General features: G+C 68.8%; 27 protein-coding genes. 10 read left to right on the top strand and 17 right to left on the bottom strand.

All coding sequences use genetic code 11. From position 1 onward, the window contains the following. Nucleotides 1-191 precede the first annotated feature (191 nt). Nucleotides 192-365 (bottom strand): hypothetical protein, encoded by a 174-nt coding sequence (locus BN1193_RS18025; protein ID WP_154670783.1) that lies wholly within the window; start codon nt 363-365, stop codon nt 192-194. 149 nt (nt 366-514) lie between these two features. On the opposite strand from BN1193_RS18025, the gene BN1193_RS07555 reads away from it, so the two are divergent. Then, the gene (locus BN1193_RS07555) at nt 515-1,192 is read left to right on the top strand and encodes a hypothetical protein (RefSeq protein WP_141396648.1); all 678 of its coding nucleotides are present in this window, start codon (nt 515-517) and stop codon (nt 1,190-1,192) included. A gap of 56 nt (nt 1,193-1,248) precedes the next feature. On the opposite strand, the gene BN1193_RS07550 is transcribed toward BN1193_RS07555, so the two are convergent. After that, the gene (locus tag BN1193_RS07550) at nt 1,249-2,403 is read right to left on the bottom strand and encodes a hypothetical protein (protein WP_141396647.1); all 1,155 of its coding nucleotides are present in this window, start codon (nt 2,401-2,403) and stop codon (nt 1,249-1,251) included. 132 nt (nt 2,404-2,535) lie between these two features. On the opposite strand from BN1193_RS07550, the gene BN1193_RS07545 reads away from it, so the two are divergent. From BN1193_RS07545 to BN1193_RS07525, 5 genes are all read left to right on the top strand, one after another. Further along, the gene (locus BN1193_RS07545) at nt 2,536-2,973 is read left to right on the top strand and encodes a VOC family protein (protein WP_040165211.1); all 438 of its coding nucleotides are present in this window, start codon (nt 2,536-2,538) and stop codon (nt 2,971-2,973) included. After that, nucleotides 2,973-3,359, top strand: coding sequence for a hypothetical protein (locus tag BN1193_RS07540; RefSeq protein ID WP_141396646.1), 387 nt, complete (start codon nt 2,973-2,975; stop codon nt 3,357-3,359). The genes BN1193_RS07545 and BN1193_RS07540 overlap by 1 nt, the downstream gene beginning before the upstream one ends. A 120-nt stretch (nt 3,360-3,479) precedes the next feature. Then, nucleotides 3,480-3,971 (top strand): hypothetical protein, encoded by a 492-nt coding sequence (locus tag BN1193_RS07535; RefSeq protein WP_040165209.1) that lies wholly within the window; start codon nt 3,480-3,482, stop codon nt 3,969-3,971. A gap of 42 nt (nt 3,972-4,013) precedes the next feature. Continuing rightward, nucleotides 4,014-4,676: a nucleoside/nucleotide kinase family protein gene (locus BN1193_RS07530; RefSeq protein ID WP_230206445.1), complete on the top strand. Its 663-nt coding sequence runs from the start codon at nt 4,014-4,016 to the stop codon at nt 4,674-4,676. Between the two features lie 76 nt (nt 4,677-4,752). Beyond that, the gene (locus tag BN1193_RS07525; protein ID WP_052460539.1) at nt 4,753-5,757 is read left to right on the top strand and encodes an endonuclease/exonuclease/phosphatase family protein; all 1,005 of its coding nucleotides are present in this window, start codon (nt 4,753-4,755) and stop codon (nt 5,755-5,757) included. A gap of 13 nt (nt 5,758-5,770) precedes the next feature. Here BN1193_RS07525 and BN1193_RS07520 read toward each other — a convergent pair whose 3' ends face one another. The 9 genes from BN1193_RS07520 to BN1193_RS07480 all read right to left on the bottom strand — a co-directional run bounded on the left by BN1193_RS07520 (nt 5,771) and on the right by BN1193_RS07480 (nt 14,110). After that, a complete protein-coding gene (locus tag BN1193_RS07520; protein WP_040165208.1) occupies nt 5,771-6,613 on the bottom strand; it encodes a hypothetical protein in 843 nt (280 codons plus the stop codon). A 132-nt stretch (nt 6,614-6,745) separates the two neighbouring features. Continuing rightward, nucleotides 6,746-7,144 (bottom strand): VOC family protein, encoded by a 399-nt coding sequence (locus tag BN1193_RS07515; protein WP_040165207.1) that lies wholly within the window; start codon nt 7,142-7,144, stop codon nt 6,746-6,748. Between the two features lie 88 nt (nt 7,145-7,232). Further along, nucleotides 7,233-8,123 carry a bifunctional DNA-formamidopyrimidine glycosylase/DNA-(apurinic or apyrimidinic site) lyase gene (gene mutM, locus BN1193_RS07510; RefSeq protein WP_040165205.1) on the bottom strand — a complete coding sequence of 297 codons (891 nt, stop codon included), beginning with the start codon at nt 8,121-8,123 and terminating at the stop codon, nt 7,233-7,235. 16 nt (nt 8,124-8,139) lie between these two features. Next, nucleotides 8,140-8,799 carry a ribonuclease III gene (rnc, locus tag BN1193_RS07505; RefSeq protein WP_040165684.1) on the bottom strand — a complete coding sequence of 220 codons (660 nt, stop codon included), beginning with the start codon at nt 8,797-8,799 and terminating at the stop codon, nt 8,140-8,142. Between the two features lie 46 nt (nt 8,800-8,845). Continuing rightward, entirely contained in the window at nt 8,846-9,055 is a 210-nt protein-coding gene (gene rpmF / locus BN1193_RS07500) for a 50S ribosomal protein L32 (protein ID WP_040165203.1), read from the bottom strand. A gap of 2 nt (nt 9,056-9,057) precedes the next feature. Beyond that, on the bottom strand, nt 9,058-9,573 hold the full coding sequence (locus BN1193_RS07495; RefSeq protein WP_052460591.1) for a YceD family protein: 516 nt from the start codon (nt 9,571-9,573) through the stop codon (nt 9,058-9,060). Nucleotides 9,574-9,658: 85 nt separating this feature from the next. Beyond that, nucleotides 9,659-10,156 (bottom strand): pantetheine-phosphate adenylyltransferase, encoded by a 498-nt coding sequence (gene coaD, locus BN1193_RS07490; RefSeq protein WP_040165198.1) that lies wholly within the window; start codon nt 10,154-10,156, stop codon nt 9,659-9,661. Nucleotides 10,157-10,174: 18 nt separating this feature from the next. Beyond that, nucleotides 10,175-12,325 carry an ATP-dependent DNA helicase RecG gene (locus BN1193_RS07485; RefSeq protein WP_040165197.1) on the bottom strand — a complete coding sequence of 717 codons (2,151 nt, stop codon included), beginning with the start codon at nt 12,323-12,325 and terminating at the stop codon, nt 10,175-10,177. Nucleotides 12,326-12,367: 42 nt separating this feature from the next. Further along, nucleotides 12,368-14,110 carry an alginate lyase family protein gene (locus tag BN1193_RS07480; RefSeq protein ID WP_040165196.1) on the bottom strand — a complete coding sequence of 581 codons (1,743 nt, stop codon included), beginning with the start codon at nt 14,108-14,110 and terminating at the stop codon, nt 12,368-12,370. A gap of 303 nt (nt 14,111-14,413) precedes the next feature. On the opposite strand from BN1193_RS07480, the gene BN1193_RS07475 reads away from it, so the two are divergent. The 3 genes from BN1193_RS07475 (at nt 14,414) to rsmD (ending at nt 17,993) form a co-directional block, all read left to right on the top strand. Beyond that, nucleotides 14,414-14,998 (top strand): CPBP family intramembrane glutamic endopeptidase, encoded by a 585-nt coding sequence (locus BN1193_RS07475; protein ID WP_040165195.1) that lies wholly within the window; start codon nt 14,414-14,416, stop codon nt 14,996-14,998. A 378-nt stretch (nt 14,999-15,376) separates the two neighbouring features. Continuing rightward, nucleotides 15,377-16,768: an HNH endonuclease signature motif containing protein gene (locus tag BN1193_RS07470; RefSeq protein ID WP_040165193.1), complete on the top strand. Its 1,392-nt coding sequence runs from the start codon at nt 15,377-15,379 to the stop codon at nt 16,766-16,768. A 652-nt stretch (nt 16,769-17,420) separates the two neighbouring features. Next, on the top strand, nt 17,421-17,993 hold the full coding sequence (gene rsmD, locus BN1193_RS07465) for a 16S rRNA (guanine(966)-N(2))-methyltransferase RsmD (protein WP_040165192.1): 573 nt from the start codon (nt 17,421-17,423) through the stop codon (nt 17,991-17,993). Here rsmD and thiL read toward each other — a convergent pair. Further along, on the bottom strand, nt 17,966-18,952 hold the full coding sequence (gene thiL, locus BN1193_RS07460) for a thiamine-phosphate kinase (RefSeq protein ID WP_040165191.1): 987 nt from the start codon (nt 18,950-18,952) through the stop codon (nt 17,966-17,968). The two genes, rsmD and thiL, sit on opposite strands and share 28 nt — an antisense overlap. 54 nt (nt 18,953-19,006) lie before the next feature. Between thiL and BN1193_RS07455 the strand changes: the two genes are divergently transcribed. Beyond that, nucleotides 19,007-19,501 (top strand): DUF3515 family protein, encoded by a 495-nt coding sequence (locus tag BN1193_RS07455; protein ID WP_040165190.1) that lies wholly within the window; start codon nt 19,007-19,009, stop codon nt 19,499-19,501. Between the two features lie 23 nt (nt 19,502-19,524). On the opposite strand, the gene BN1193_RS07450 is transcribed toward BN1193_RS07455, so the two are convergent. The 5 genes from BN1193_RS07450 to leuD are packed head-to-tail and all read right to left on the bottom strand — an operon-like array spanning nt 19,525 to nt 24,380. After that, entirely contained in the window at nt 19,525-20,616 is a 1,092-nt protein-coding gene (locus BN1193_RS07450; protein WP_040165189.1) for a D-alanine--D-alanine ligase family protein, read from the bottom strand. Further along, complete coding sequence (locus BN1193_RS07445) at nt 20,522-21,646, bottom strand: NAD(P)H-dependent glycerol-3-phosphate dehydrogenase (RefSeq protein ID WP_040165188.1); 1,125 nt, start codon at nt 21,644-21,646, stop codon at nt 20,522-20,524. The genes BN1193_RS07450 and BN1193_RS07445 overlap by 95 nt, the downstream gene beginning before the upstream one ends. Further along, the gene (locus tag BN1193_RS07440) at nt 21,636-22,385 is read right to left on the bottom strand and encodes a lysophospholipid acyltransferase family protein (RefSeq protein WP_040165187.1); all 750 of its coding nucleotides are present in this window, start codon (nt 22,383-22,385) and stop codon (nt 21,636-21,638) included. The genes BN1193_RS07445 and BN1193_RS07440 overlap by 11 nt, the downstream gene beginning before the upstream one ends. Nucleotides 22,386-22,392: 7 nt before the next feature. Next, complete coding sequence (gene murA / locus BN1193_RS07435) at nt 22,393-23,757, bottom strand: UDP-N-acetylglucosamine 1-carboxyvinyltransferase (RefSeq protein WP_040165186.1); 1,365 nt, start codon at nt 23,755-23,757, stop codon at nt 22,393-22,395. Then, entirely contained in the window at nt 23,754-24,380 is a 627-nt protein-coding gene (gene leuD, locus BN1193_RS07430) for a 3-isopropylmalate dehydratase small subunit (protein WP_040165184.1), read from the bottom strand. The genes murA and leuD overlap by 4 nt, the downstream gene beginning before the upstream one ends.

Here is a 24,380-nt window from a genome sequence, read left to right as displayed (position 1 = left end):
CGCCGACACCCACACCGTCCGAGCCCCCGGATCGTCCCGGCGCGTCCCGGAGCGCCCCCCGGTTCTGCAGGAAACCCCGCGTTGCGCAGGAAGTCACACAGTCGTGCCGGATGGGCCCCCGCGGAATTCCGGGATCCGGGTGTCCACCGCTCCTGCGAAACCGCGACGATCCTGCAGAACCCGGGGGCTCGTCAGCGGAAGGCGTTGCGGAGCCAAGTCAAGTAGACCAGAGCGAACACCAGGACGATGGCGACGTTCGTCCCGAGTCGGAGCCAGAAGTGCTCGCGCAGGAACAGGAAGTCGGTGGACACGATGATCCCCGCCATCACGACGAAGTAGATCACCACGAAGATGTCGTGCTTCATGACAAACCTCCCCACTTCACGCACTTCGTGGCGCGTCACCAGGGAGTGTGATCGCACCGTACTCCCGCGGGACGGCATCGGGGCGGTTCTCATCGAGTTTTCAAAGCGAAGCACGCCGCGAGGCGCGAGCCAGACCGTACCGTGTGGTGATGGGGAATCACACCGCCGAAGACCACACGCCGCCCTGGAGCGGTGCACTGCCCGCTCTCAGCCTGTCGGCCGGTGTGCTGGCGCTGTTCGTCGTGCTGCGCGTGCTCGCCGTGAGCTGGTGGAACTGGGACACCGCGTGGGCACTCACCGACGCTGTGGATTTCGAGAGCTTCACCGATGTGATCTTCGGCACCATCTTCTCCGAGCCCCATCTCACCGCCGGGGCGCTCGCCATCATCGCCCCGGTCGTGACGCAGCGGCTGATCTACGGCGAACGATCCGCGCGCAACACCGCGATGCTGATGCTGGCCGTGTGCGCCGCCTTCATGGTGGCTCTGACGTTCAGTCGAGGTATCTGGTGGCAGTGGCCCGTCGCGGTCGTCGTCGTCGCCGTCCTCGCCATCGCACACCGCGCCCCCCGCGGCAGTCTGCCCGGCCGATTCGCCCGTGCCGTCCTGCGCCGGACCGCGCCCATCGCCGCCGTGGTCGTCCTTCTGCTGGCCTTCATCGTCCAGACGCCGTGGCTCGATCACGAACGGATCGCGCTCACCGACGGCAGCACCATCAAGGGCTACGTGATCTCCGTGCCGAGCGGCTATCTCAAGGTGATGACCGACGATCGCGAAGTGCGCTTCCTGATCAACGGGGACGTAGCTTCACGCACGGTGCTCGACTGACCTGGTCCTACAGCCGTGCGATGTGCATGCCGTCGATCATCGCAGGGGCGACGGACTCACTCCGCGAGTTCCACGCCTGTCGCGGCGTCGAAGACGCGCTTCGTGTCCTCATACTTGCCGGCGATGTCCACTTCCAACCGCAATCCCCGTCCGCTCAGGTTCCGGATCATCACGTTCTGGATCTCCGCACCGGGCGTGTCGGCGTAGACCCGACGGGTGACCTCCCGGACGACGGCGGGGTCGATATCGGCCGCAGCGAACGGCGCGTGGAACGAGGAGGTGGTCCCCGTCCACGAGTCCGATATCACGCCGCTGCGCAAGGTGTAGGTGTCCTCGCCGTCGGCCTGCGTCTCGCTGAACGCCGCGATGGACCAGTAATCGTCGAAGATCACGACGTACTCCAGCCGACGATCCCCCATCTGGGTGCGGAGCGTGTCGACATCGTGGTCGAGGTTCTCGGAGTCCCACAACGCGTGCACTCCACCGCTCAGCCGCGCAGGGAGTTCGGCGACCCAGCTCGACACACGATCCACACCGCCCATCGTCAGCACCAGGCCGCCGGCGAGCCCCGCCAGGAGGCAGCAGATGGCGACCACGAAGCTCAGAACTCCCCATGCCGGAGAACGTCGTCGCGGAGCAGGGGTCTCCACAACAGCGACCGGTGCGGCGGAGGCACGCGCCGCCGGGAACGCATCGTGGTGCTCCGGAGCGTCGCGCAACTGCGTCACCCATGCCGCGGACGGCGTGAGGTCCAGGAGCATCCGCGGCGGCGGGCCGGCATCGGTGGCGACGACCACATAAGTGCCGACACCGAAGTTCGGCAACTGGCCCAGGGTGATGAACTGCTCGAAGACCTCCCGGCGGGGTCGACCGGCGCGCGGGAACACGGTCACCGTGAATTCGAACAGGTGGTGGAAGTTCTCCCGCGTGATGCCGACCTCGCGCAGGTTCTCGATCCGAGCCAGCTCCCGCGCGTCGCCGGGCGCCGGCTCCGCCGTGGGCTTCGGATGCGGCTTCGCCCCGATGACCTCGGCGTCCACCGTGGCGAAGGCCCCGCCGAAGAAGCCGGCGATCATGGCGATGATGCTCACGGTCAGCCCGATGCCGCCGCCGGCCTCGTTGCCCACGGTCAGCGCGATGATCGATGCGACCAGTCCCCCGAGCCCCACAGCCGCCACCATCAGCAGGAGGCGCCCCAACAACCTCTTCATGGCCACACTGTAGCGGCGCGGGGGAAAGGATCACACGCCGGCGCAGCGGGATGCTGTCCGGCCAGGGTCGCGGAAGTCTGGGGTGATCGACGCCCACCGAAACCCCGACGCGTCCGGCGTACGATGTGCGGCATGCCCATCACGCTGGAGAACGTCGGAATCGCCGTCCGTGACATCGAGGAGGCGATCGCCTTCTTCACCGACCTCGGGCTGACCGTCGCGGGTCGGGACACGATCAGCGGTCCGTGGGCCGACACCGCTGTCGGGCTGGACGGCAACCACGCGAAGATCGCCGTGCTGCAGACCCCGGACGGACACGGGCAACTGGAACTGTTCGAGTACATCCACCCGGACGCCCTCGAGACGGAGCCCGCGCTGCCGAACGAGATCGGCATGCATCGCGTCGCGTTCCAGGTGGACGACATCGACGCGTCGCTCGCCATCGCCGCTCGCCACGGCTGCCTTCCGCTGCGCGGCGTCGCGACATACGAGGACGTCTACAAGCTCACGTACCTTCGCGGGCCCAGCGGCATCCTCGTCATGCTCGCCCAGGATCTGCGGCGCGGATGATGCCGGACGCACCACCGACCCGGCCCCGCCCGGATCTCGGAGCCACCGTCACGGCCTGCATCGTCGCGATCCTCTTCGGAGCGTTCGGCGCCTTCGGGCTCGCGCTCAGTGGCATCGTCTGGCGTCCGTGGGAGTTCGGGACGACCTACCACTGGAACAACGGGAACGCCGTCGTCACGGTGCCGTTCGCGATCGGCTCCTCGGTCATCGCCGCGATTCTGCTCGTGCTCGCCTGGGTCCTCGGCTCACGCCGCTGGGCCGAGCGCAGTTCCGGCGCAAAGGACGCCGTCGTCGTGGCTCCCCTGGTGAGCGTGATCCTGATCGTCGTTGCCTGGTCGCTGATCCTCTCCCCCGGTGGAAGCGATCCGACGTGGGGCGGGTTCTGAGGCCCAGCGGTCCCGCACGGGCCGGCCGTCTGCGGTCGGCGCCGCTTCACAGACGCCCAGGTCAGCGAGGCGATCAGCCGCTTCCTCACCGCGATCGGCATCGATGAGTCCGCGACGAAGGTGACGCTGTACGCCGACGACTTCAGTCGGTCCGTCTCGGTGACCGCCGCCCTCATCGTCGCCGACAACGTCACGGAGGTCACAGCCCACATGGACATCACCGCCGGCGGCATCGAGCACGCCAGCGGGAATACCGGCTCGATCGTCTCGCTCGGGGACTACGCGATCATCAGCCCCGCGGCGGCCGCAGTACGCCTGGCCGACCCCGCGTTCCCGCTGCGGCAGACCGCCTGGCCGGAGTCGGATGAGTCCATGGGCGTGCCGGATGTCGCGCCGACCGCCCCGGCACCGGTGCCGGCTGCCGGCTCCGCCGTCCCCTGGTCGATCCTCGAGCGCGAGATCGTGGCAGTGCGACTCGAGCTCACCCTGGTGGTGAGCTCCGACGGCGTCACCTACCTCGCGCCCGCCTACGAGTTCACGACCTCCGATGGCACCTCGTGGGGCGTGATCGCGCTCGAGGAGACCGACCTGGACACATCCATCCATCGATAGCCGTCGACGCGGGCTCTCCGGCCCCACTGATACGGTCGCATCGTGGAACCGACCGAACTGACGGAGCGCGTCGCCTCCGCGCTCAGCGGACGTGACCCCGGCCATCCCCTTCGCGTCGGGATCGACGGGGTCTGCGGGGCCGGTAAATCGACTTTCGCCCGCGTGCTCGCCGACGTGCTGACGCGCGGTCCGCGGCCGGTGATCCGCATCGACTCCGACGGCTTCCACAACGTGCGCGCGGTCCGGTATCGCCAGGGTCGGGAGTCGGCCGGGGGCTACTACGAGGACGCTTATGATTTCGACTCGCTCCGACGGCTCACGCTCGAACCGCTCGGGCCGGGTGGGTCGGGACGCTATGCCCACCATGTGCACGATCTCCACACGGACGAGGTCGACCCGCGGTGGGCCGATGCCGCCCCCGATGCGATCGTGATCTTCGACGCCACGTTCCTCCAGCGCGACGACCTGCGGGAGCTCTGGGACGAGGTGATCTACCTCGACGTCGCGCGTGAACAGGCGGTGAAGCGCGGTGTGAAGCGCGACTCCGTGCTGCTCGGCGGAGCCGAAGCGGCCCGCGCGGCGTATGAGGTCCGCTACATGGCCGCCTGCGACATCTACCGTGCCGAGCAGGCTCCCCGGGAGCGCGCGACGATCGTCGTCGACAACACCGACGTGGCGCGGCCCGTGTTGCGAACCTCGCTGTGAGCACATACCCGGCGCCTGACCGTCTGATGAACTGGAAAATGATGTCGATCGACCGGGGACGTTTGGAGATGCGCGGTTGACGCCCGAGGTCAATGCGACGCGCTCGCAGTGGTGGCGCTCCCGCGCGTTCCTGCTGACCGTCTCGGTCGTCCTCGCCCTCGGACTGATCGTGACTTGGCCGCAGGCTCTCCGGGTACAGCGGGTCTGGGGCTTCGCGCATCTCGTCTCGCTGCGCGCCGTGCTCGTCCTCGGATTCGCCGGGGTCGGTGTCCTGGCGGGCGCCGTCGTCATCGCGCGTCGACGGTGGTCGGTGGTGGCGGGCGTCGCGGTCGCGGCCCTCGTCCTGGCGGCGGCGAACAGCGGCATCCTCGCGATACGCGGTACGTCGGCCACGTCGGACACGTCGACGTCGGGTGAGCTCACCGTTCTGACGTGGAACACCCAAGGGGGCGCCACCGGTCCGGAGGACGTCGCCGCGCTCGTCCTCTCCAGCGGTGCGTCGATCGTGAGCCTGCCGGAGATGGACGAGAGCGCGGTGACGCGCGTGGCTGAGCTGGTCCACGAGCGGGGCGGCCCGACCATGTTCCACGACACGGTGTACGGCGACTCGACGATCCCGACTTCGGTGCTGATCGCCGAATCGCTGGGTGTTTACACGCACGATGACACCGTCGAATCGACACCCGGCCTGCCGAGCGGGGTATGGACGCCCGTCGGCCACGACGGACCGGTCATCGTGGCCGCACATCTCGCTCCCCCACTCCCGTCCAGCATGGACGACTGGCGCGCCGGACTGGACTGGGTCGCCGCGCGGTGTTCCGAGCCGCACACGATTCTCGCGGGCGATCTCAATGCGACCGTCGATCACCTCGGCCCGGGGCTTTCCTGCACTGATGTCGCAAGCCGGACCGGGTCCGGAGCCACCGGCACCTGGCCGTCGACCTCCCCCGCCTGGCTGGCGTCCCCGATCGACCACGTCCTGGTCGGCGGCGACTGGTCGGCTCAGGCCGCGCACGTCGTGATCGAGACAAGGGGCGGAACCGATCACCGTGCCCTGGTCGCGGTGATCTCCACCCGGTGACGGAGGGCGCGCCTCACGCGCCGATGAGGTCGCCGGCCTCCGTCACGGTTCGTCCCGCGGCCAGGCGGTAGATCGCGACGGCTGCGTCGTCCTCGAGGTTCCCGTCCGGCGGGCCACCTCGCAGGAAGAATCGCCCGGCGACGGCAACCGGCTCCCGCGCTGCGCGCAGCGGGGCCTCGGGGCACGGCCGCAGACCTCGCCGCTCCCGGACATCCACCACCACCGCCACGACCAACCACACCTCCCCGAAGGCGTGCGGGCGCAGTGACGCGCGCGGACGTCCGTCCCGACGGATCGTCATCATGGTGTCGGACCGCTCCGCTTCCCAGCGGACGCCACCCACCTCGAACGCGATCTTCCGGTCGTGGTGCAGGTCGATGACCGCAGCGAGGCGGGACAGCTGTGCGAGTGTCTCCTCGCCGACGAACCCGCCCGGGCGCTCGCGCTCACGCCGGCGGTCCTCCTCGGCCCGAGCTCGGCGTGCGAGCGGCTCGTACTCCCGCTCGAGCTGACACCGGTTCGCCGGAGCCCCCTCCGACAAGCGCCGGTGCAGCCAGCCGGGGTCGATCTGTCCGAAGTAGCGGTTCACGATCGTTCCGAGCGGAGAATCGGCAGCGAGCTCACGGTCCGCCACGAGGAGGCGTACGCCGTGATCCGCCGACCAGACGGCCACCGCCTCACCGCCGATGTCGACCACCCACGACCAACCCCGTTGCCGGATCTCCGGCGCGACGCGGGCGAGCAGCACGCTGAGCCGCACCGGCGTCGGGACCGTCATCGTGCGCCGATGCGACTCCATATCGTCACCCATCGCCACGCTGTCGCGGTCGATGGTGACGGTGAGTTCGGCGACCACGCCCTCAGCCTACCGAGCCGGCCCGGAAGACGTCCGCCGCGAGGACCGCCTCGCAGCGGCGGTGACGAACGTGCTCGAGGCTCTCACCGCGTGGGCCATCCTGCGCGGAATGCGGCCACGCACGTGGGGCGATCACCTCGCGTCGGGGTCGGGCTGGTGCAGTCCGAAGACGTTGCCGGCCGGGTCGAGGAAGTAGCCCTGCCACGCCATCCCCGGCAGTGCGGCCTTGGGAAGGGCGATCTGGCCCCCGGCGGCGAGGATCTTCGCGGCATCGCCGTCGAAGTCACCGCTGCCCAACGTGATCACGGCCCCGGACACGGCACCACCGGGTGCCGGGTCATCACCCTGGCGCTGCATGATCGCGCCATTGATGCCCATCTCGCCCGCGGCCGCCGTGGTCACGCCCCAGTACGGCATCCCAGCGAAGCCCGACCAGTCTTCGGCCGTCCAGCCGAAGACCGACGTGTAGAACTCCACGGTGCGCGCGACGTCCGCGGCGTGAATCTCGAAGTGAATGACGCTGTTGGGCATGATGCCCCCTCCCTGTGTGAGGGAGACCGTACTCTCCGTGTCCGACGCCGGACAGACCATGATGAACCGCCCAGCGCCGGAATGTCCGTCAACGCCGCCGCTGGCAGTGTGGGCAGAAGTGCGAGGAGCGGTTCATGAAGCTCGCGCGGACGAGGGGTCGGCCGCAGCGCGGGCAGGGCTGGCCGTCGCGGCCGTAGGCGTTCAGGGAGTGGGCGAAATATCCGGCTTGGCCGTTCACGTTGACGTACTGGGCGTCAAAGGACGTGCCGCCCTCGGCGAGGGCCTTCTCCAGGACGGCGCGGACCTCGACGAAGAGTCGATTCACGGCCCGTGTGGACAGCGCGCTGCCCGGCGTCTCGGGGTGCATGCGTGCGGCCCACAGGGACTCGTCGGCGTAGATGTTGCCGATGCCGCTGATCACGGTCTGATCCAGCAGCACTCGCTTGATCGCGGAATCGGTCCGGCCGATCCGCTCCCGGACCCGCTTGAGGTCGACGGCGTCGTCCATCGCGTCCCGCGCGATGTGCAGCACCTGCGTGGGGATCACCGCGGCGGAGGTTCCCCACCCGGCGGCGCGGCCGTCCGGAGTCGGCACCATGTCGTCGATCGCGAGCGAGCCGAAGGTCCGCTGGTCGGCGAAAACCACGGCGATTTCTCCGTGCGTCGGGTGCTCGAGGAAGAGTCGGATGCGCTCGTGACGCTCGGGGCCGGCCGACGGCTCACGAAGCAGCATCTGGCCGCTCATACCGAGATGGCCGACCACGGCGCGTCCCGATGCGAGCGGCAGCCAGAGGAACTTGCCGCGCCGAGCGGCGGCGGTGATCGTCGCGCCGGTCAGCTCGGCTTCGAAGGAGGCGGCATCCCCGGCATGACGCGTCAGGGCCCGATCATCGAGCACCCGGACGGCGCTGACGACGGAACCGACCACGGCGGGAGCGAGCCCTGCGCGGACGACTTCGACCTCGGGAAGTTCAGGCATCGGGCGTGCGGAGTGATCAGTCGCGCTTGCTGAGCACGCGCCAGGCGGCCAGGGCGGCGGCCATCTCGCTGGTCTTCTTGCTGGTGCCCTCACCGGTGGTCGTGACGTGCCCGACGGTGACGGTGGCGGTGAAGCGGCGGTCGTGATCCGGACCCGATGCGGTGATCTCGTACGACGGCGCCGGCTCACCGAGAGCGGCGGCGATCTCCTGCAGGCTGGTCTTCGGGTCCATTGCGGCGCCGTAGCGCTCGGGGTCGGCGAGCAGCGGCTCGACGATGCTGTGCACGAGGGTGGTGGCGACGTCCTGTCCGCGGGACAGGTACGTGGCTCCGATGATCGCCTCGGTCGTGTCGGCGAGGATCGAATCCTTGTCGCGCCCGCCGGTGTTCTCCTCGCCCCGGCCGAGCTTGATGAACTCGCCCAGCCCGATGCGGCGGGCGGACTCCGCCAGAGCGACGGTGGAGACGACACTTGCGCGCCGCTTGGCGAGCTCGCCCTCATCCAGGGTCGGGTTGCGGGTGTAGAGCAGCACGGTGGTGGCCTGCCCCAGCACGGAGTCGCCCAGGAACTCCAGGCGTTCGTTGTGGGGGATGCCCCCGTTCTCGTACGCGTACGAGCGATGCGTCAGCGCAAGTGACAGAAGCTCGGCGTCGATATCGACGCCGAGCTTCTGCATCAATGCGGCCAGATCAGACACAGGTCCTCAATCCGCAGTGATCGACTCAGATGTCAGCGACCTTGCGGCCCTTGTACTCAAGGAACAGCTCGGTGCCCTGCGAGTCGGTGACGACCTTCGCCTGGTGCGGGCGGCTGTAGACGACCTTGCCGTTCTCGACGGTCTTGACGAGGGCCGGAGCCTCCGCCTTCCACTGCGCGCGGCGCGACCGGGTGTTCGAGCGGGAGACCTTCCGCTTCGGGGGGTTACCTGCCATGACTAGCTCTCTTCCGTGTTGCGCGACTCGGAACCGGTGGTTCCGGTCGCCTGGTCTGTGAGTCCCTGGAGCGCTGCCCATCGGGGATCGATGGGGGCCGAAGCACGCTCGTCCGGCTGTGCGGCCAGTCGCTCACCCGTGATCGGATCAAGACCCGGGCAATCCGGCTGGCACACCGGCTGAAACGGAAGCGACAGGACAATCGCATCCCTGACCGGAATTTCAAGATCCACGTGGTCGTCTTGAACTTCGAAGTCAGCTGCTTCATCACCAGAATACGCGAAAAGCTCCTGGAACTCGACTTCGACACCCTCGGTCATCTCGCGCAGGCACCGGGAGCACTCGCCCTCGGCGGTCGTAGCGAGGTCCGCGGTGACGAGAATGCCCTCGTGCACGGACTCAAGGCGGACGTCCATCTCGATCTCCGCGCCGGCGGGAACTGCGATCATTCCCTCGCCCCACTTCTCACGAAGCGGGACGGACAGGGTGAACTCACGCATCTCCCCCGGCTGGTGCATGATGTCACGCACGGGCAGGGAGAAAGGACCGGGTCGGGAAGTCTTCACAACCGACGATTCTAACCCGGATCGGTGGGCGTCGGGTTCAGAGCCCGCGAGCTCCGGTGTCCAGGAACCGTGCCACCGGGCCCGGCACGTACGGCGAAACGTCTCCGCCGAGTCCCGCGACCTGGCGCACCAGCGAACTGGAGACCATCGCGTGCTCGGGGTCGGGCAGCATGAAGATCGTCTCAACGCCCGCGAGGTTGCGGTTCACGATCGCCATCGGCGTCTCGTAGGCCACATCGACCTGGGAGCGGATGCCCTTCACCAGCGCGCTCGCCCCAACCTCCGTGGCGTAGTCCACGAGCAGACCCATGCTCCAGGATCCCACCGTGACGTTGCCGTCGATGTTCGCCTCCGCGATGGACTGCTCCAGCAGCGACAGCCGCTGCGCGATCGGCAGCATCGCTTCCTTGTCCGGGTTGTGCACGATCAGAACGTGCACCTCGTCGAACAGGTTCGCGGCTCGGGCGATCACGTCCAGGTGTCCGAGGGTCGGTGGGTCGAAGGAACCGGGGACGACGGCGATCCTGCTTGTCATGTGCTCCAGCCTACCGAGTCAGCTCTTGCCGAGTGCCGCACGTTCATCCTGCGTCACACGGCGCGCCACCGCGGCGGCGAGGGCCGGGTGCGCGTCCAGGGTCGGATCGTGGTTCAGGATGTCCTCGGCCTCGGCCCGCGCTCGCTGAATGAGCTCCGCGTCGGCGACCACACGCAGCAGTCGCAGGGACGAGCGGACGCCGGACTGCGCGTCGCCGAGAACGTCGCCCTCGCCACGCAGCTCCAGATCCACCTCGGCGAGGCGGAACCCGTCCAGGGTCTCCGCCACGGCTTCCACACGCTCGCGCGCCGGGGTACCGGGCTCCGACTCCGTCACCAGCAAGCAGAGGCCGGGGACACCGCCACGGCCGACGCGGCCGCGGAGCTGGTGCAGCTGCGAGACACCGAAGCGGTCGGCTTCGAGAATGATCATGGTCGATGCGTTCGGGACGTCCACGCCGACCTCGATCACGGTCGTCGCGATGAGCACGTCGATCTCGCCGTCGGCGAAGGACCGCATCGTGGCGTCCTTCTCATCGGCGTGCATCTTGCCGTGCAGGGTCGACACACGCAGGTCAGCGAACAGCGGGTGCCGATCCAACAGCGCCGCGACCTGAACGACACCCCACCGGGGACCCGTGGCCTCACCCTCGACCGGCGGCGCGGCATCACCTTCCTCGCCACCGGAGCCCTTGTCGGCATCGATCGCGGCGCACACGACGAACACCTGGCGTCCCTGGGCGACCTCTTCGGCAGCGCGATCCCAGACCCGGGCGAACCAGCCGGGCTTCTCCGCGATCGGCGCGACGAACGTCGAGATTCCGGCGCGGCCGGCCGGCATCGTTCGGATCGTTGAGATATCGAGGTCGCCGAACACGGTCATCGCGACGGTGCGTGGAATCGGGGTCGCGGTGAGGACGAGGGCGTGCGGGCTGGATCCCTTCGCACGCAGCGTTTCGCGTTGCTCCACGCCGAACCGGTGCTGCTCGTCCACCACGACGAGGCCGAGGTCGGCGAACTGCGTGGTCTCGCTGAGCAGCGCGTGCGTGCCGACGACGATGAGGGCTTGTCCGGAGGCGACGCGCAGGGCGGCCTTGCGGCGGTCCTTGGCCGGCATCTGACCGGTGAGGAGCGTGGGCATCAGTTCCGGTGCGAGCTGAGGACCGAGCGCTTTCGCGATGGAACGCAGGTGCTGGGCCGCGAGGACCTCGGTGGGCGCGATGAGGGCGGACTGCCCGCCGGACTGTGCGACCTGGAGCATCGCGCGCAGAGCCACGAGCGTCTTGCCGGACCCGACCTCGCCCTGGACGAGCCGGTTCATCGGCCAGTCGCCGACGAGATCCTCGGCCACACGGTCGCCGACCTCACGCTGATCCGGCGTCAACTCGAACGGGAGCGCCGCATCGAAGCGTTCCAGCAACGAGCCGCCCGGGCGTTTGGTCGCCGACATCATCCGGACGAACTCGCGCTGCTGCAGCAGGGCCGTCTGCATCAGCAGCGCCTCGTGCAGGCGCAGGGTGCGCTGAGCCACCTTGGCTTCGGTGAGGTCCGACGGACGGTGGATCCCGATCACCGCAGAGCGGGCGTCCAGGCATCCCTCAGCGACCGCGAAGTCCGGCGGCAACGGGTCCTCGATCTCCCCGAGATCATCCAGCACCGTGTTGACGACCTTGCGGATCTGCCAGCTCGTGACGGCGGCCGTGGCGGGGTAGATCGGGATCGGCTTGTTGACCCAGGTCTTCGCGTCGACGGAGTCGTCGTCGCCGAACAGTTGGTAGTCGGGGTGCGAGAACTGCAGGGTCTCCCGGAACCTGGTCACCTTGCCCGCGAAGATCCCCCGACGTCCCGGCAGCAGCTCCCGCAACCGCCAGGGCTGTTTGAAGAAGGTCAGCGTCATCCGGCCGGCGCCGTCGCTGATCACGACCTCCTGCAGTGTGCCGGGACGATTCTTCATCCGTCGGTCGGTCGCGGAGATCACCTCAGCGACGATCGTGACCTGCTCGCCGATCGGCAATCCCCGGATCGGCGTGAGCTCACCGTGCGAGGCGTATCGGCGCGGATAGTGGTTGAGCAGGTCGCCGACGGTCTCCATCGCGAACGCCTTGTGCAGGGTCGCCGCGATCTTCTCGCCCGCGGCGAGGCTCAGGGGGGTGTCCAGGCCGAATCGCACGGAGCCAGCCTATGCCCGGCCTCCCCCACGCTCGGCGCGCGCTCACCGGTGCGAACGACTGCGCGCGAACAGGACCGCCGCGAGGGTGACGATGAGCACGACGATGAGCGCCGTGAGCGGTTCAGCCAGGACGGAGAAGAAGCCGGTCCGGGACACGGCGGTCGTGGGGTCGATCTCCTCGGTCGGGCTCTCCGCCGAGGGTCTGTGAGCCGAGGGGGTCCTCGTCGCAGAGGGTGTGGTCGCCGACGGGCTCGCGCGCCGGATCGGTGCTGCGGCGAGGTGGTGGGTGAGAGTGTCCCACGCGTCGATGAGTCCCTCCGCGTTCTGGGATCGCTGTTTCCGCGCGAGGTACGCCGCCAGGGGGTCCCGATTCTTGTCCGGCTCGCCGAAGCCCGGGATCCTGATCGTCTGGAAGGGGACGCGTTCCCGAACGGCGTAGGCGTTGTACACGACCTCCGCCTGGAAGTCCGCCCGCGAGATTCCGGTCGTGACGAGACCGGACACGTTCTTGCAGAAGTTCTTCGGCCACTGTTTGTGCAGCCGCCAGTTCTCCTCGACCTGCACGAGGTACGACACGCTCGTCATGATCCGTTCCCGCTGTTCCCCGTACAGATCGTCACCCTGCAGATGGGCGGTCTCGGCGGCGCTGACGATCCCCGCGATTCCGAGCGAGACGTGTCCGAAGTCACGGCAGCTCTCCTGGGACTGCCCGTTCTGCAGCACGAGCGGACCCGGGTCAGTCTTCGGGGCGGTCAGGCAGGCGTCCGCCTTGTTGTTCAGCCACCAGCACTTGAGGTCGACCGTCTTCGCCGCGGTGTCGGTGCCGTAGTTCGTCGAGCCGGGCGGCGCGTGCGGGAGGTCCCCATCCGAACTGAGGTAGAGGTAGGTCGGAACGCGCTCGCGCCACATGGCGATGCCGACGTTGTAGATCGCTCGGTCGTCGAGGAAGACCCCCGCATTCATGAGGCCGTCGGCGGCGGAGCCGGACCAGTTCCCATTGACGTTGGACCAGTCGAAGGTCTGCAATCGGGTGACGAAGACCTTCCGCAGCATCGCGCTGAACCCGGCGACATCGAACGCCGTCTCTCCATCACCGGGCGTGTACGTGTAGCGGAGGATCTCCGCGCCACGCAGCATCATCTCGGCCACCCACGCGGTCATCAGAGGACCGTTCGAGCCTCGGTTGCCCGTGAAGTGCTTCGCGTACGCATTGAGGATCGCGATCGCGCGCTGCGCGTAGGCGGACTTTCCCGTGTACCAGTACATCAGCGCCTGGCCGTAGACCGCACGGGCGTCCGCGAGCTCCTCCGTGCAGCCGATGTCCGGCTGGTTGTACGACCCGCAGTACGTCACGCATCCCGCCGGATCGTTGACGTTGCAGCGCTTGTGCGCATAGGCCTCTTCTTCGGCGGCCGGGTCGAGGGACGCGGACGCGAACGTCGTGAAGTTCGGTGCCGCGCGCGAGGCGGAGGGCGATGCGGCCAGCTGCCGGAAGATCGTGATCCAGGGCTCGTCGCGCGCCTTGACGTGCTCCTTCGACGTCTTCAGCTCCGCCAGGCCGACGAAGACACCGGGATGGGCGAACTCCGTTGCGGCGCGTGCCGACGGGGAGCTCTCCGGCGAGGCTTTGGACGTGGCCTTCGCCGTGTTGTCGGTCCTGGCCGGTGTCGCGGCCGTGGTCTTGGGCGCGGGGGTCCGCTCCGCAGCCTGCGCAGCGGGTGCGGCCAGACCGACCAGCAGGAGCGCGACGAGAACCGCTCCCGCAAAGGTCCAGAGGCGCGCCACGCGTGCGGTGAAGATGATCAGATCCTTCCTTCGCGCCTCTTCCGGAGTCCGCGCTGTGCACGGACTGCCCATGGTTGCACGCACCAGCGGCGTCTTCGTGAGTGTTGCCTGACATCTCGGCGCGCCGCCGTGCATCGCAGGCGGGGCGCGTTCGCCCCGGGTGGTGCATGGCGCAGCGTGCGCTCTCCCGGGCTGCTGTGCAGCACCCATCGTCCTCGGCGGGGGCGGTCGGCTTGATAAGCGGCCGACTCCGGCCGCATCACTCCGACACCAGCCGGGGAACGCGCGGCGTACACTGCGGGCGTGGACGGGCGGTCGGACGCGCGGCGGGATGCGGCGGGAATCGTGCTCTCTCTGGCGATCGTCCTCGCCGTCGCCACCCTCACCGAGGCCGTCATCTTCCCGCTGACCCCTGCCGAGTGGGCGCCTGTCGTGCAGACCGTCGTGTACCTCGCCCTCGTCGGTCCGGCGCTGGCGATCCGACCCAGACTCCTTCGACTCTTCCGGGCACCGACGTGGCAGTATGCGGTTGCATGCGTGCTCGTCGCGATCGCGTTCATCTTCGCGGCGGCCGGCGGCGAAGCGCCCACGCACGTCGCGGTCCGGTCGCTCTTCCTGCTGGTCGTCGCCGCAGCGGAGGAGCTGATCTTCCGAGGCTTCCTCTGGTGGCTCTGCACCCGCGTGACGGACCGGGGATGGCTGATCGTCGTGCTGACGACCGTCTGCTTCGCACTGTTCCACCTGCCTGGCTGGGTCGTTCACGGCACCGACGTGGTCAGCGTCCTCGCGATCCTGATCGGCGGGGCGATCTACGGCGTGCTCCGTTTGGCGACGGGCAACCTCGTCCTCGCGACGTTCCTCCACTGGGCCGTCGACATCTCCGCCTGAGGCAGGGGTTCCTTCCGCCTAACAGGGATTCGTGGAGGGTGGCGTCCCAGAGGCCGGGTCGCGTTTTCGGTGGGGCGGCGTTCCTTCGCTTAAGACGGCCCCGTGGATTGATCGGTTTCGCAGGCCGGCTCGCGTTCCGCGCCGGGTCAGGTTCTTCCGCTTAAGACGGCCCCGTGGATGGGGACGTTCCGCTCGCCGGCTCGCGTTCCATATCGGGGCCGCGCCGCGGGTCGTTCGGCGAGCGTCAGCGAGACGAAACGGCGGTCAGCGCGGTTCAGGTCTGGAGGTGAGAGAAACCTCATCTCCACAGGCTGAAATCCATCCACAGCCTGGGATATTCAACGTCCAATGTCGGAGCCCCGGCGTAAAATATGGGTTATGAACAACACGATGGAACGGACCCGGGAGACGATGGCTCACGCCGTCGCCGACCTCCGCTCCATCCTGGTCTCCGGCACCCTCGACACCGCCGACCGGGACGACGTTCTCGGGTTCATGATCGGGGTCGGAGACCTGTATCGGCAGGTTGAAGCAACCCTGGTCATCGGCACCGGTGTGATCGAGAAGCGCTCCGCCACGGCGGAGCGCTTCGACGTTTCCTCCGACTGCCGCTCCGCGAACGAAGTCCTGCAACGCACCACCGGTGTCGCCCCCACCACCGTCAAGCGATGGAGTCGCCTGGCCGCGACGATCAAGCCGGAGCGCACGCTTTCGTCTGGTGAGGTGCGGCCAGCAGAGTTCCCGGCCCTCCGCGACGCGCTCACCACCGGCGCCCTCGGGGCGGATGGTCTGGAAGCCGCCACCCGGCCCTTGCGGGAGATCAAGGATCGCGTCGATCCCGCCGATCTCGCGGAGGTCGATGAGATTCTCGCCGCGATGACCACCACGACCGGTGCGCCGGTCATGTGTGACACGCTCCGGGACTCTTCCCTCCGGCTCGCCACCGACCTTGACATCACCGGCGCGGAGGCGGAAGAGGAGAAGGCGTTCCGAGGGCGGGCCCTGCGGCTGGGGGTCAAGCGCAACGGTCTCGTCCCCATCACCGGTCAACTGATCCCTGACGTCGCCGGTGCGCTCTGCGTCCTGCTGGATTTGATCAACAACCCGCACGGTCAGCCCGCCGGGGTGAAGTTCCAGCCCAGCGAGGACACCGACGAGAACCCGGACGTCCGGACGATGGTGCAACGCAACCACGACGCCCTCGGCACCATCCTCGCCGCCGTCCCCAACGCGCCGGACATGCCGACCAACGGTGGCGGAGCACCGGTCCTGGTGATCCACGCGACCGAAGACACCGTTCGTGCCGGTGAAGGGTGGGCCACCATCCCCGGCGCCGATGCGACGGGCACGGATGTGCCGGTGCCGTTCGCCGCGGCGAAGCATGTCGGATGCTGTGGCACCGTCCAGCACCTCACCACCGCCGCCACCGGCCGGATCGTGAAGCTCACGATCGACAAGCGCTTCTTCTCCCCGGACCAGCGCCGAGCGATCACCGTCCGGGACCGATCGTGCGTGATCCCGGGGTGCCACACCCCAGCCCGGTGGTGTGAAATCCACCACGTGAAGGAATGGTCAAACGGCGGTCAGACCGATGTCGATAACGGGGTGCTGATCTGCTGGCACCACCATCGGTTCATCGATCGGATGGGGTGGGATATCCGGATGGCGGACGGCGTCCCCGAGGTCCGTCCACCGGACTGGATCGACCCCACCCAATCCTGGAAACCCACAGGCTCGCGGGCAGTACCTCGCCCGAAGCGGGGTGCGTGATGTCCGGGGAGAACTCCGCCCACACCACACCCACCCCGCGCCCCGCGACGTCTCGTCTCGCCGGCGCCCACTCAACAACCGAGACAGGGAACCACGTCGAGAACGCGACCGGCGCAATGGCGACCCCCTCACGAACGCGAGCCGGCAACAAAAGCCGAGCAGACGTCCACCGTCCCCAGCCGAAAGACCCGACCACGCCGGAACGCGACCCGCACCGCACGGCGGCACCCGCCACACACCCCGCGCCGCTTCAACCCGCCGGCGCTCACGCGACGACCAACGAAAACGAGACCGACGCGATGGCACCCACCCCGCGAACGCAACCCGCCGACGCGACCCGATCCGCGCCGGACAGTCTGAAGCCGACAACCCAACCCCGCCGAAACCCGCAGCGCCGAACGGAATGCACCGACAGCTCCCCGAGCGCCCGCAAAAATAACCACCCCGACATCCGCGCGCCGGCGCGTGAACCGAACCACCCCGAAATCCCATGCCGTCTTAAGCCGAAACAACGCAACCACGCAGGAACGCGACACGAGAACCCCCGCCTCGCACGGACCAACCTGTCGTCAAGAGGGCGCTCACCCAACGACGGGGATGACGCCCGCGCCGGCACGCAATACCCCGCGCCGCTCCCGGATACGCTGGAACAGTGACGAGAATCATCGCCGGAGCGGCGCGCGGACTGCCCCTCACAGTCCCCGGAACCGGAACGCGCCCCACGAGCGATCGCGTGCGCGAGTCCCTCTTCGGCTCGCTGGAGGCGCAGGACCTGGTCGCCGGCGCCCGTGTCCTCGACCTCTATGCCGGATCGGGCGCGCTCGGCCTGGAGTGTGCCAGCCGTGGAGCGGCGAGCGTCGACCTGGTCGAGAAGTCCCGTCCCGCAGCCGGGATCGCAGCGAAGAACGCCGCGAAGGTCGCGACCGCCGCCGGCGTTGCCGCCCGCGTGCACGCGACCGGGGTCGAACCTTTCCTCCGCACGAGCTCGGCGACCTGGGACCTCGTGCTCATGGACCCGCCCTACGACGTCAGCGACGCGGAGGTGACCGCCGTCCTCACGGGGCTCTCGCCGCGGCTCTCGCCCGACGCCGTCGTCATCGTCGAACGTGCGAAGCGGTCCGCCGCGCCGGCCTGGGGCGAAGCGGGACTCGAACCTCTGCGCGACCGCACGTTCGGCGACACGAGGCTGTGGTGGGGTCAGCCCCGCGTGTCGTCCCAATCCTGATAGGGGTCCCAGCCACCACGCCCGTCGTGGGGCGCGCCGTCCACCGTGACCGCCTCGGACCCCGCGCCGAGCACCCGGCCGATGACTCGGAACCCCTCGGGCAGCCGAGCGTCCGCCGCGAAACACGCCAGCAGCGGATGATCCTCTCCCCCGGTCAGCGCGCCCTCCGGATCCGGACCGAGCAACGCTCGCTCGAGATCGATCGTGACCCCCGAAGCCTTCGCCATCCGCCGCGCGTCCAGCAGCAGACCGTCCGACACGTCCATCATCGCGTGCGCCCCGGCCTCCGCTGCGGGCACGCCCGCGGCCACGGGCGGGGACGGGCGCAGTTGCGCGACGACGTCCGCCCGCTCGGCGTCGGTCAGGACCGCATCGTCGACGGGAACCGGACGTCCGTCCGCACGAAACCTGTCGAAGAGCACCGCGAGCCCCCGCGCCGCCGCACCCTGGTCGCCGACCAACGCGACGACATCGCCCGGGCGCGCGCCGGAGCGGAGGACGGCCGGACGACCCTCGAGATCGCCCAGCGCGGTCACCGCCACGGTGAGCACATCGGACACGGTGAGGTCACCGCCGACGACGGCGCATCCCGGCGCCAGCGCCGCGCACGCCTCCGCAAGCCCCCGCGCCATGTCCTCGACGTAGGACACCGGCAGATCGTTCGGCACGGCGAGCGCGACCAGGAGCGCCGTCGGACGAGCCCCCATCGCCGCCACGTCCGCGAGGTTCACCGCGGCGGCCTTCCAGCCCAGGTCGCGGCCGCCCGTCCAAGCGAGTCGGAAATCCGGACCGTGCACGAGCGTGTCCGTCGTCGCCACCACATCGCCCCCGAACCGGAGCACGGCCGCGTCATCGCCCGGGCCGATCACCGTGCCCTCCGCGGCCGGAGTCAGGGCCAGGATGCGTCGCAGGATGTCACTCTCGCCGAGTTCGCCGATGAGCGCGTCCGATTCCGTCATCCCTCCACGCTAGTGCCGTCCGGAACCCTCGCCGCCGCGGGTTAGCCTGGACCAGTGAGGTCGTTCCGTGCTGCCGCCGCCGCCGCGGCCGACACCGTCGTCGGCGCGGGACTGGCCGCCTGCACCCCGACGGTGTCCCTGACACCCGCCCCGGATGCGAACAATCCGAAATGCGCGGACCTGATGGTCGCCCTGCCGGACCCGCTCGGAGACAAGGAACGGATCCACACCGACGCGCAGTCCACGGCCGCCTGGGGCTCCGATTCCGAGATCATCCTGTCCTGCGGCGTCACCGAGCCCGCGGTGTCCGACCTCACCTGTGTGACCTTCGCCGGCATCGACTGGCTCGTCGACAACAGCGAACCGCCCTACTACCGCGTCACGTCATTCGGGCGCAGTCCCGCGGTCCAGGTGTTCATCAACACCGCGCAGCACGTCGACTCCGCCGAAGTGCTGACCCGCCTGGCCAAGACCATGACCACCTTCACGAGCACCGGACGAAAGTGCACCGTCGCCGGAGAGACGCCCACACCGACACCCACCCTCTGACACGCAGCGGCGGAACGCGTGACTCAGGCGCGGGCGAGCCCGTTGTCGATCAGGTACGTGATGAGTTCCGTGTAGCTCAGCCCGGACGCGATCCAGCACTGCGGGAACATCGAGATCGGCGTGAAGCCGGGCAGCGTGTTCAACTCGTTCACGACCGCGCGACCGTCGGCGGTCACGAAGAAGTCCACGCGGGCCAGCCCCTGGCAGTCCAACGCGTCGAACGCGCGGATCGCCGTGGACCGGAGCAGCTCGGTCGTGGCGTCATCGACGTTCGCCGGGCAGATGAGGTTCACACCCTCGCCGCCGAGGTACTTGCCCTCGAAGTCGTAGAAGTCGCGCGTGGTCAGCTCGATCTCACCGGGCAGCGACGCCTTCGTCGGCTCGCCCGGGAAACCGGCGAGCACAGCCACCTCGACCTCGCGACCGGACACGCCCTGCTCGATCAGTGCCTTGTCGTCCTCGGCGAGCGCGACGCGCAGCGCCTCGTCCAACTCGTCCGCCGTGTGCACCTTGGACACGCCGACGCTGGATCCCGCCCGCGCGGGCTTGACGAACCACGGCAACGGGAACTCCGCCGCACGGGACCGCACACCGTCGGCGTCCGCGGACCACTCCCGCGCGGTCACCGTGAAGCCCGGCGAGACCTCGATGCCGGCGGCGGCGAGCACCAGCTTGGTGAAGTGCTTGTCCATGCACAGCGCGGAATCCAGCACGCCGCACCCGGCGTACGGCAGACCGACGATGTCCAGGAAGCCCTGCATCGTGCCGTCCTCGCCGTGCAGGCCGTGCAGGATCGGCAGGACCACGTCCACGACGCCGAGGTCGTCCACCGTGCCGTCCGCGCGGCGTACGCGCAGGGACCGATCACCGGCAGCCTCCGGCCAGAGCACGCGGGTACCGTTGTCCGCGACCTGCGGCATCGCGTCCGCGATCATCGCGAACTTCTCCGGACGGTCCTCCTCCAGGACGAACGCGCCGTCCCGCGTGATGCCGACCGGCAGGACCGCGAATCGGTCGCGGTCAATCGCGGCGAGAACCCCGCCCGCGGTCGCCGCTGAGACCGAATGCTCGCTGGAACGCCCGCCGAAGAGCACCGCCACGACCTGCTTGTTCATTCTGAGTCCTCTCCCCCTGCGGGGTGTCATCGTCGGTGGTCAGGTGGGGTGCGATGTCCTTCGGGCTCATCGTCCCGTCCAGCACCATCTTCACCTGCTCCACGATCGGCATCTCCACGCCCACGGCGTGCGCCAGCTGGAGCACGGGACCCACGGATCCCAGTCCCTCAGCGGTCTGCTGCATCTGCGCGACGACCTCGTCGAACGCGTAGCCCTGGCCGAGCAGACGGCCGGCGGTGTTGTTGCGGCTGAGCGGGGACTGGCACGTCGCGATCAGGTCCCCGAGCCCGGCGAGCCCCTGCAGGGTTCCCGGCTGCGCACCGTACGCCACGGCGAAATCGGTCATCTCGACCAGGCCCCGGGTGATGATCGACGCCTTCGTGTTCTCGCCGTACCCCACACCGTCGACGATGCCGATCGCGACAGCGATGAGGTTCTTCAGCACACCACCGAACTCGGTTCCGATCACGTCATCGTTGACGAACGTGCGGAAGTAGCGGTTGGTCGCCAGACGGGCGACCCGCTCGGCGGTGGTCGCCGAGGTGGACGAGATGACCGCGGCGGTCGGCTGCTCCCGGGCGATCTCCAGGGCCAGATTGGGCCCCGAAGCGACGGCGATGCGATCCGGGTCGCACTGCAACTCCGCTTCGATCACCTGACTCATCCGCAGGCCGGAGCGCTTCTCTACGCCCTTCATCAGGCTGACCACCGGGACGTCGTTCTTCGCCAGCAGCGGCCGCAGCGCCTTGAGGTTCTGCCGGGCGGACTGGCTGGGGACCGAGAGGAACACCGCGTCCGCGCGATCGACGACCTCGGAAAGGTGCACCGAGGCGGTCATCGAGCGCGGCAGATTGATGCCGGGCAGGTACTGCGAGTTCCGCTTGCCCTGGGAGATCTCCTGGGCCAGCTCCGGACGCCGCGCCCACATCACGACATCGGCGCCGCCGTCCGCGAGGATCTTGCCGAAGGTCGTGCCCCAGCTGCCGGCACCGATCACCGCGACGCGGGGACGGACGCTCCTAGGCGTCATAGCGACCGGTCTCCTTCTGCTGGTGCGCAGCCGGGTTCCAGCGCTCCACCGGCGGCTTCTCACCACGCAGCTCCCCGAGCATCTCGGCCAGGCGATCCATCACGATGCCGGTCGCCTTGACCAGCTGCGAATTCTCGCGCTCGTGCCCGACGAAGTCGGTCAGGTCGATCGGGTCGCCGAACATGATCGTCACGGGTCGACGCAGCGGGAAGATCCGGAGTTTGCCGTATCGCGGCATGATCTCCTGCACGCCCCACTGCACCGCCGGAATCAGCGGCACGCCGGCCTCCAGCGCAAGCCGGACAGCCCCGGTCTTGCCGCGCATCGGCCACAGGTCCGGGTCCCGCGTGAGCGTGCCCTCCGGATAGACGATGACGCCGCGCCCGTCCTCGGCGATCTCGCTCGCCGCGCTCAGGGTCTGCTTCGCCGACGCGGACGAGGATGATCGCGCCACCGGCACCATCCCGGTCGCCCGCAGTGCAGCGCCGAGCACCGGGATGCGGAACAGACTCTCCTTCGCCATGAACCGCGGAGCGCGACCGAGCCGCCACACGCCCATGGCGGTGGTCAGCGGATCGAACTCGCTGTAGTGGTTCACGACGAGCACGAACGCACCCGCACGAGGAAGCTTCTCCGGGTGCACGAAGCGCAGCTTCGCCAGCAGACTCACGGGCGGGACGACCAGTGCTCCCAGCGGCCAGAACCAGCTCGGCCGCGTCTTCTCGGCAGTGGCGCGCACGAGGGTCTCAGCCGACGACGTCGAAGTCGGCGCCGAGGTCCGTCAGCTTCTCCAGCAGACGCTCGTACCCGCGACGGATGATGCCGATGTTGCGCACCGTCGACTCGCCCTCGGCCGTCAGCGCCGCGATGACGTGGCTGTAGCCGCCCCGAAGGTCCGGAACCACGATGTCGGCGCCGTGCAGGGCGGTCTTGCCGTTGATGACGGCGGCCTGCTCGAGCTGGCGACGGGGGACGCGACGCGGCCCGTCCTGGAGTCCGTGCGGGTGCACGACGATGTTCGCGCCCATCTTGTTCAGGGCGTCGGTGAATCCGAACCGGTTCTCGTACACGGTCTCGTGCACGATCGACTCGCCCTCGGCCTGCGTCATCGCGACGATGAGCGGCTGCTGCCAGTCGGTCATGAAGCCGGGGTGGACATCGGTCTCCACGGTCACCGGACGCAGCTCGCCACCGCGGCGGAAGAGGATGCCGTCCTCGCGGATGTCAAAGTCACCGTTCATCCGGCGCACGGCGTTCAGGAACGTCAGCATGTCCTGCTGACGCGCGCCCTCGACGAAGATCTCGCCGTCGGTCGCCAGTGCGGCAGCGGCCCAGCTGGCGGCCTCGTTGCGATCGAAGATGGCCCGGTGATCGTAGCCACGCAGCTCGTCCACGCCCTCGATGACGATCACGCGGTTCGGCTCGTAGGAGATGATCGCGCCCATCTTCTGGAGCACGCCGATGAGATCCATGATCTCCGGCTCGATCGCCGCGTTCTTCAGCTCCGTGGTGCCGGACGCGCGCACCGCGGTGAGCAGCACCTGCTCCGTGGCCCCGACGCTCGGGTACGGCAGGTGGATGTTCGCGCCCTTCAGCCCCTGCGGGGCGGACAGACGAATGCCACTGGGCAGCTTCTCCACGACAGCACCGAACTTGCGCAGCGCATCGAGGTGGAAATCGATCGGACGGTCGCCGATGCGGCAGCCGCCGAGGTCGGGGATGAACGCCTGACCGAGCCGGTGCAGCAGCGGACCGCAGAACAGGATCGGAATACGGCTGGAGCCGGCGTACGCGTCGATCTCCTCCATGTGAGCCGACTCGACCTCGCTCGGGTCCATGACCAGCGAGCCGGGCTCGTCACCCTCGGAGACGTGCACGCCGTGCACCTCGAGCAGAGAGCGCACCACGGCGACGTCGCTGATGTTCGGCACATCGCGCAGAACGCTGGTGGTCTCACCCAGGAGAGCGGCGACCATCGCCTTGGTGACGAGGTTCTTCGCCCCCTTGACCGACACGCGACCGGACAGCGGTCGTCCTCCGCGGATCGCGAGGATCTCTTCGCCTCCCGGCTGGGCCGATCCCCCGCGGGTGTCGTTCAGGGTGATGCTCATACGGTGGCCTTCTCCTCGGTTCCGGAGTCCGGCACGGGTAGCGTGCGCGGCTTCCAGGATTCTCGTCGCGCCTCGTAGGCGGCGATCTTGTCTTCGTTCCGGAGGGTCAGACCGATGTCGTCGAGCCCCTCCAGGAGCCGCCATCTAGTGTAATCGTCGATGTCGAAACCGACCGTGAGATCGCCGACAGTGGCGGTTCGCGCCTCGAGGTCGACGGTCATGGCGATGCCGGGCTCAGCGTCGATGACCGCCCAGATGCGTTCCAGGTCCTCTTCCGTGATGACACCGGTGAGCAAGCCCTGCTTGCCGGAGTTGCCGCGGAAGATGTCCGCGAACCGGGGCGAGAGGACCACGTGGAAGCCGTAGTCCCGCAGCGCCCAGACCGCGTGTTCGCGGCTGGAGCCGGTCCCGAAGTCGGGCCCGGCGACGAGCACGGACGCGCCGGCGAAGGCGGGCTGGTTCAGGATGAACTCGGGGTCCTGCCGCCACGCCGAGAACAGTGCGTCGTCGAAGCCGGTCTTGGTGACGCGCTTGAGGTAGACGGCGGGGATGATCTGGTCGGTGTCGACGTTCGAGCGCTTCAGAGGCGCGGCGACACCGGTGTGCGTGGTGAACTTCTCCAT

Origin of the sequence: Microbacterium gorillae, from assembly GCF_000826185.2 — a bacterium.
GTDB classification, from domain to species: Bacteria; Actinomycetota; Actinomycetes; order Actinomycetales; family Microbacteriaceae; genus Microbacterium; species Microbacterium gorillae.
The sequence above is the reverse complement of the archived record's forward strand: the minus strand, read 5'-3'. Positions and strand labels throughout refer to the sequence as shown.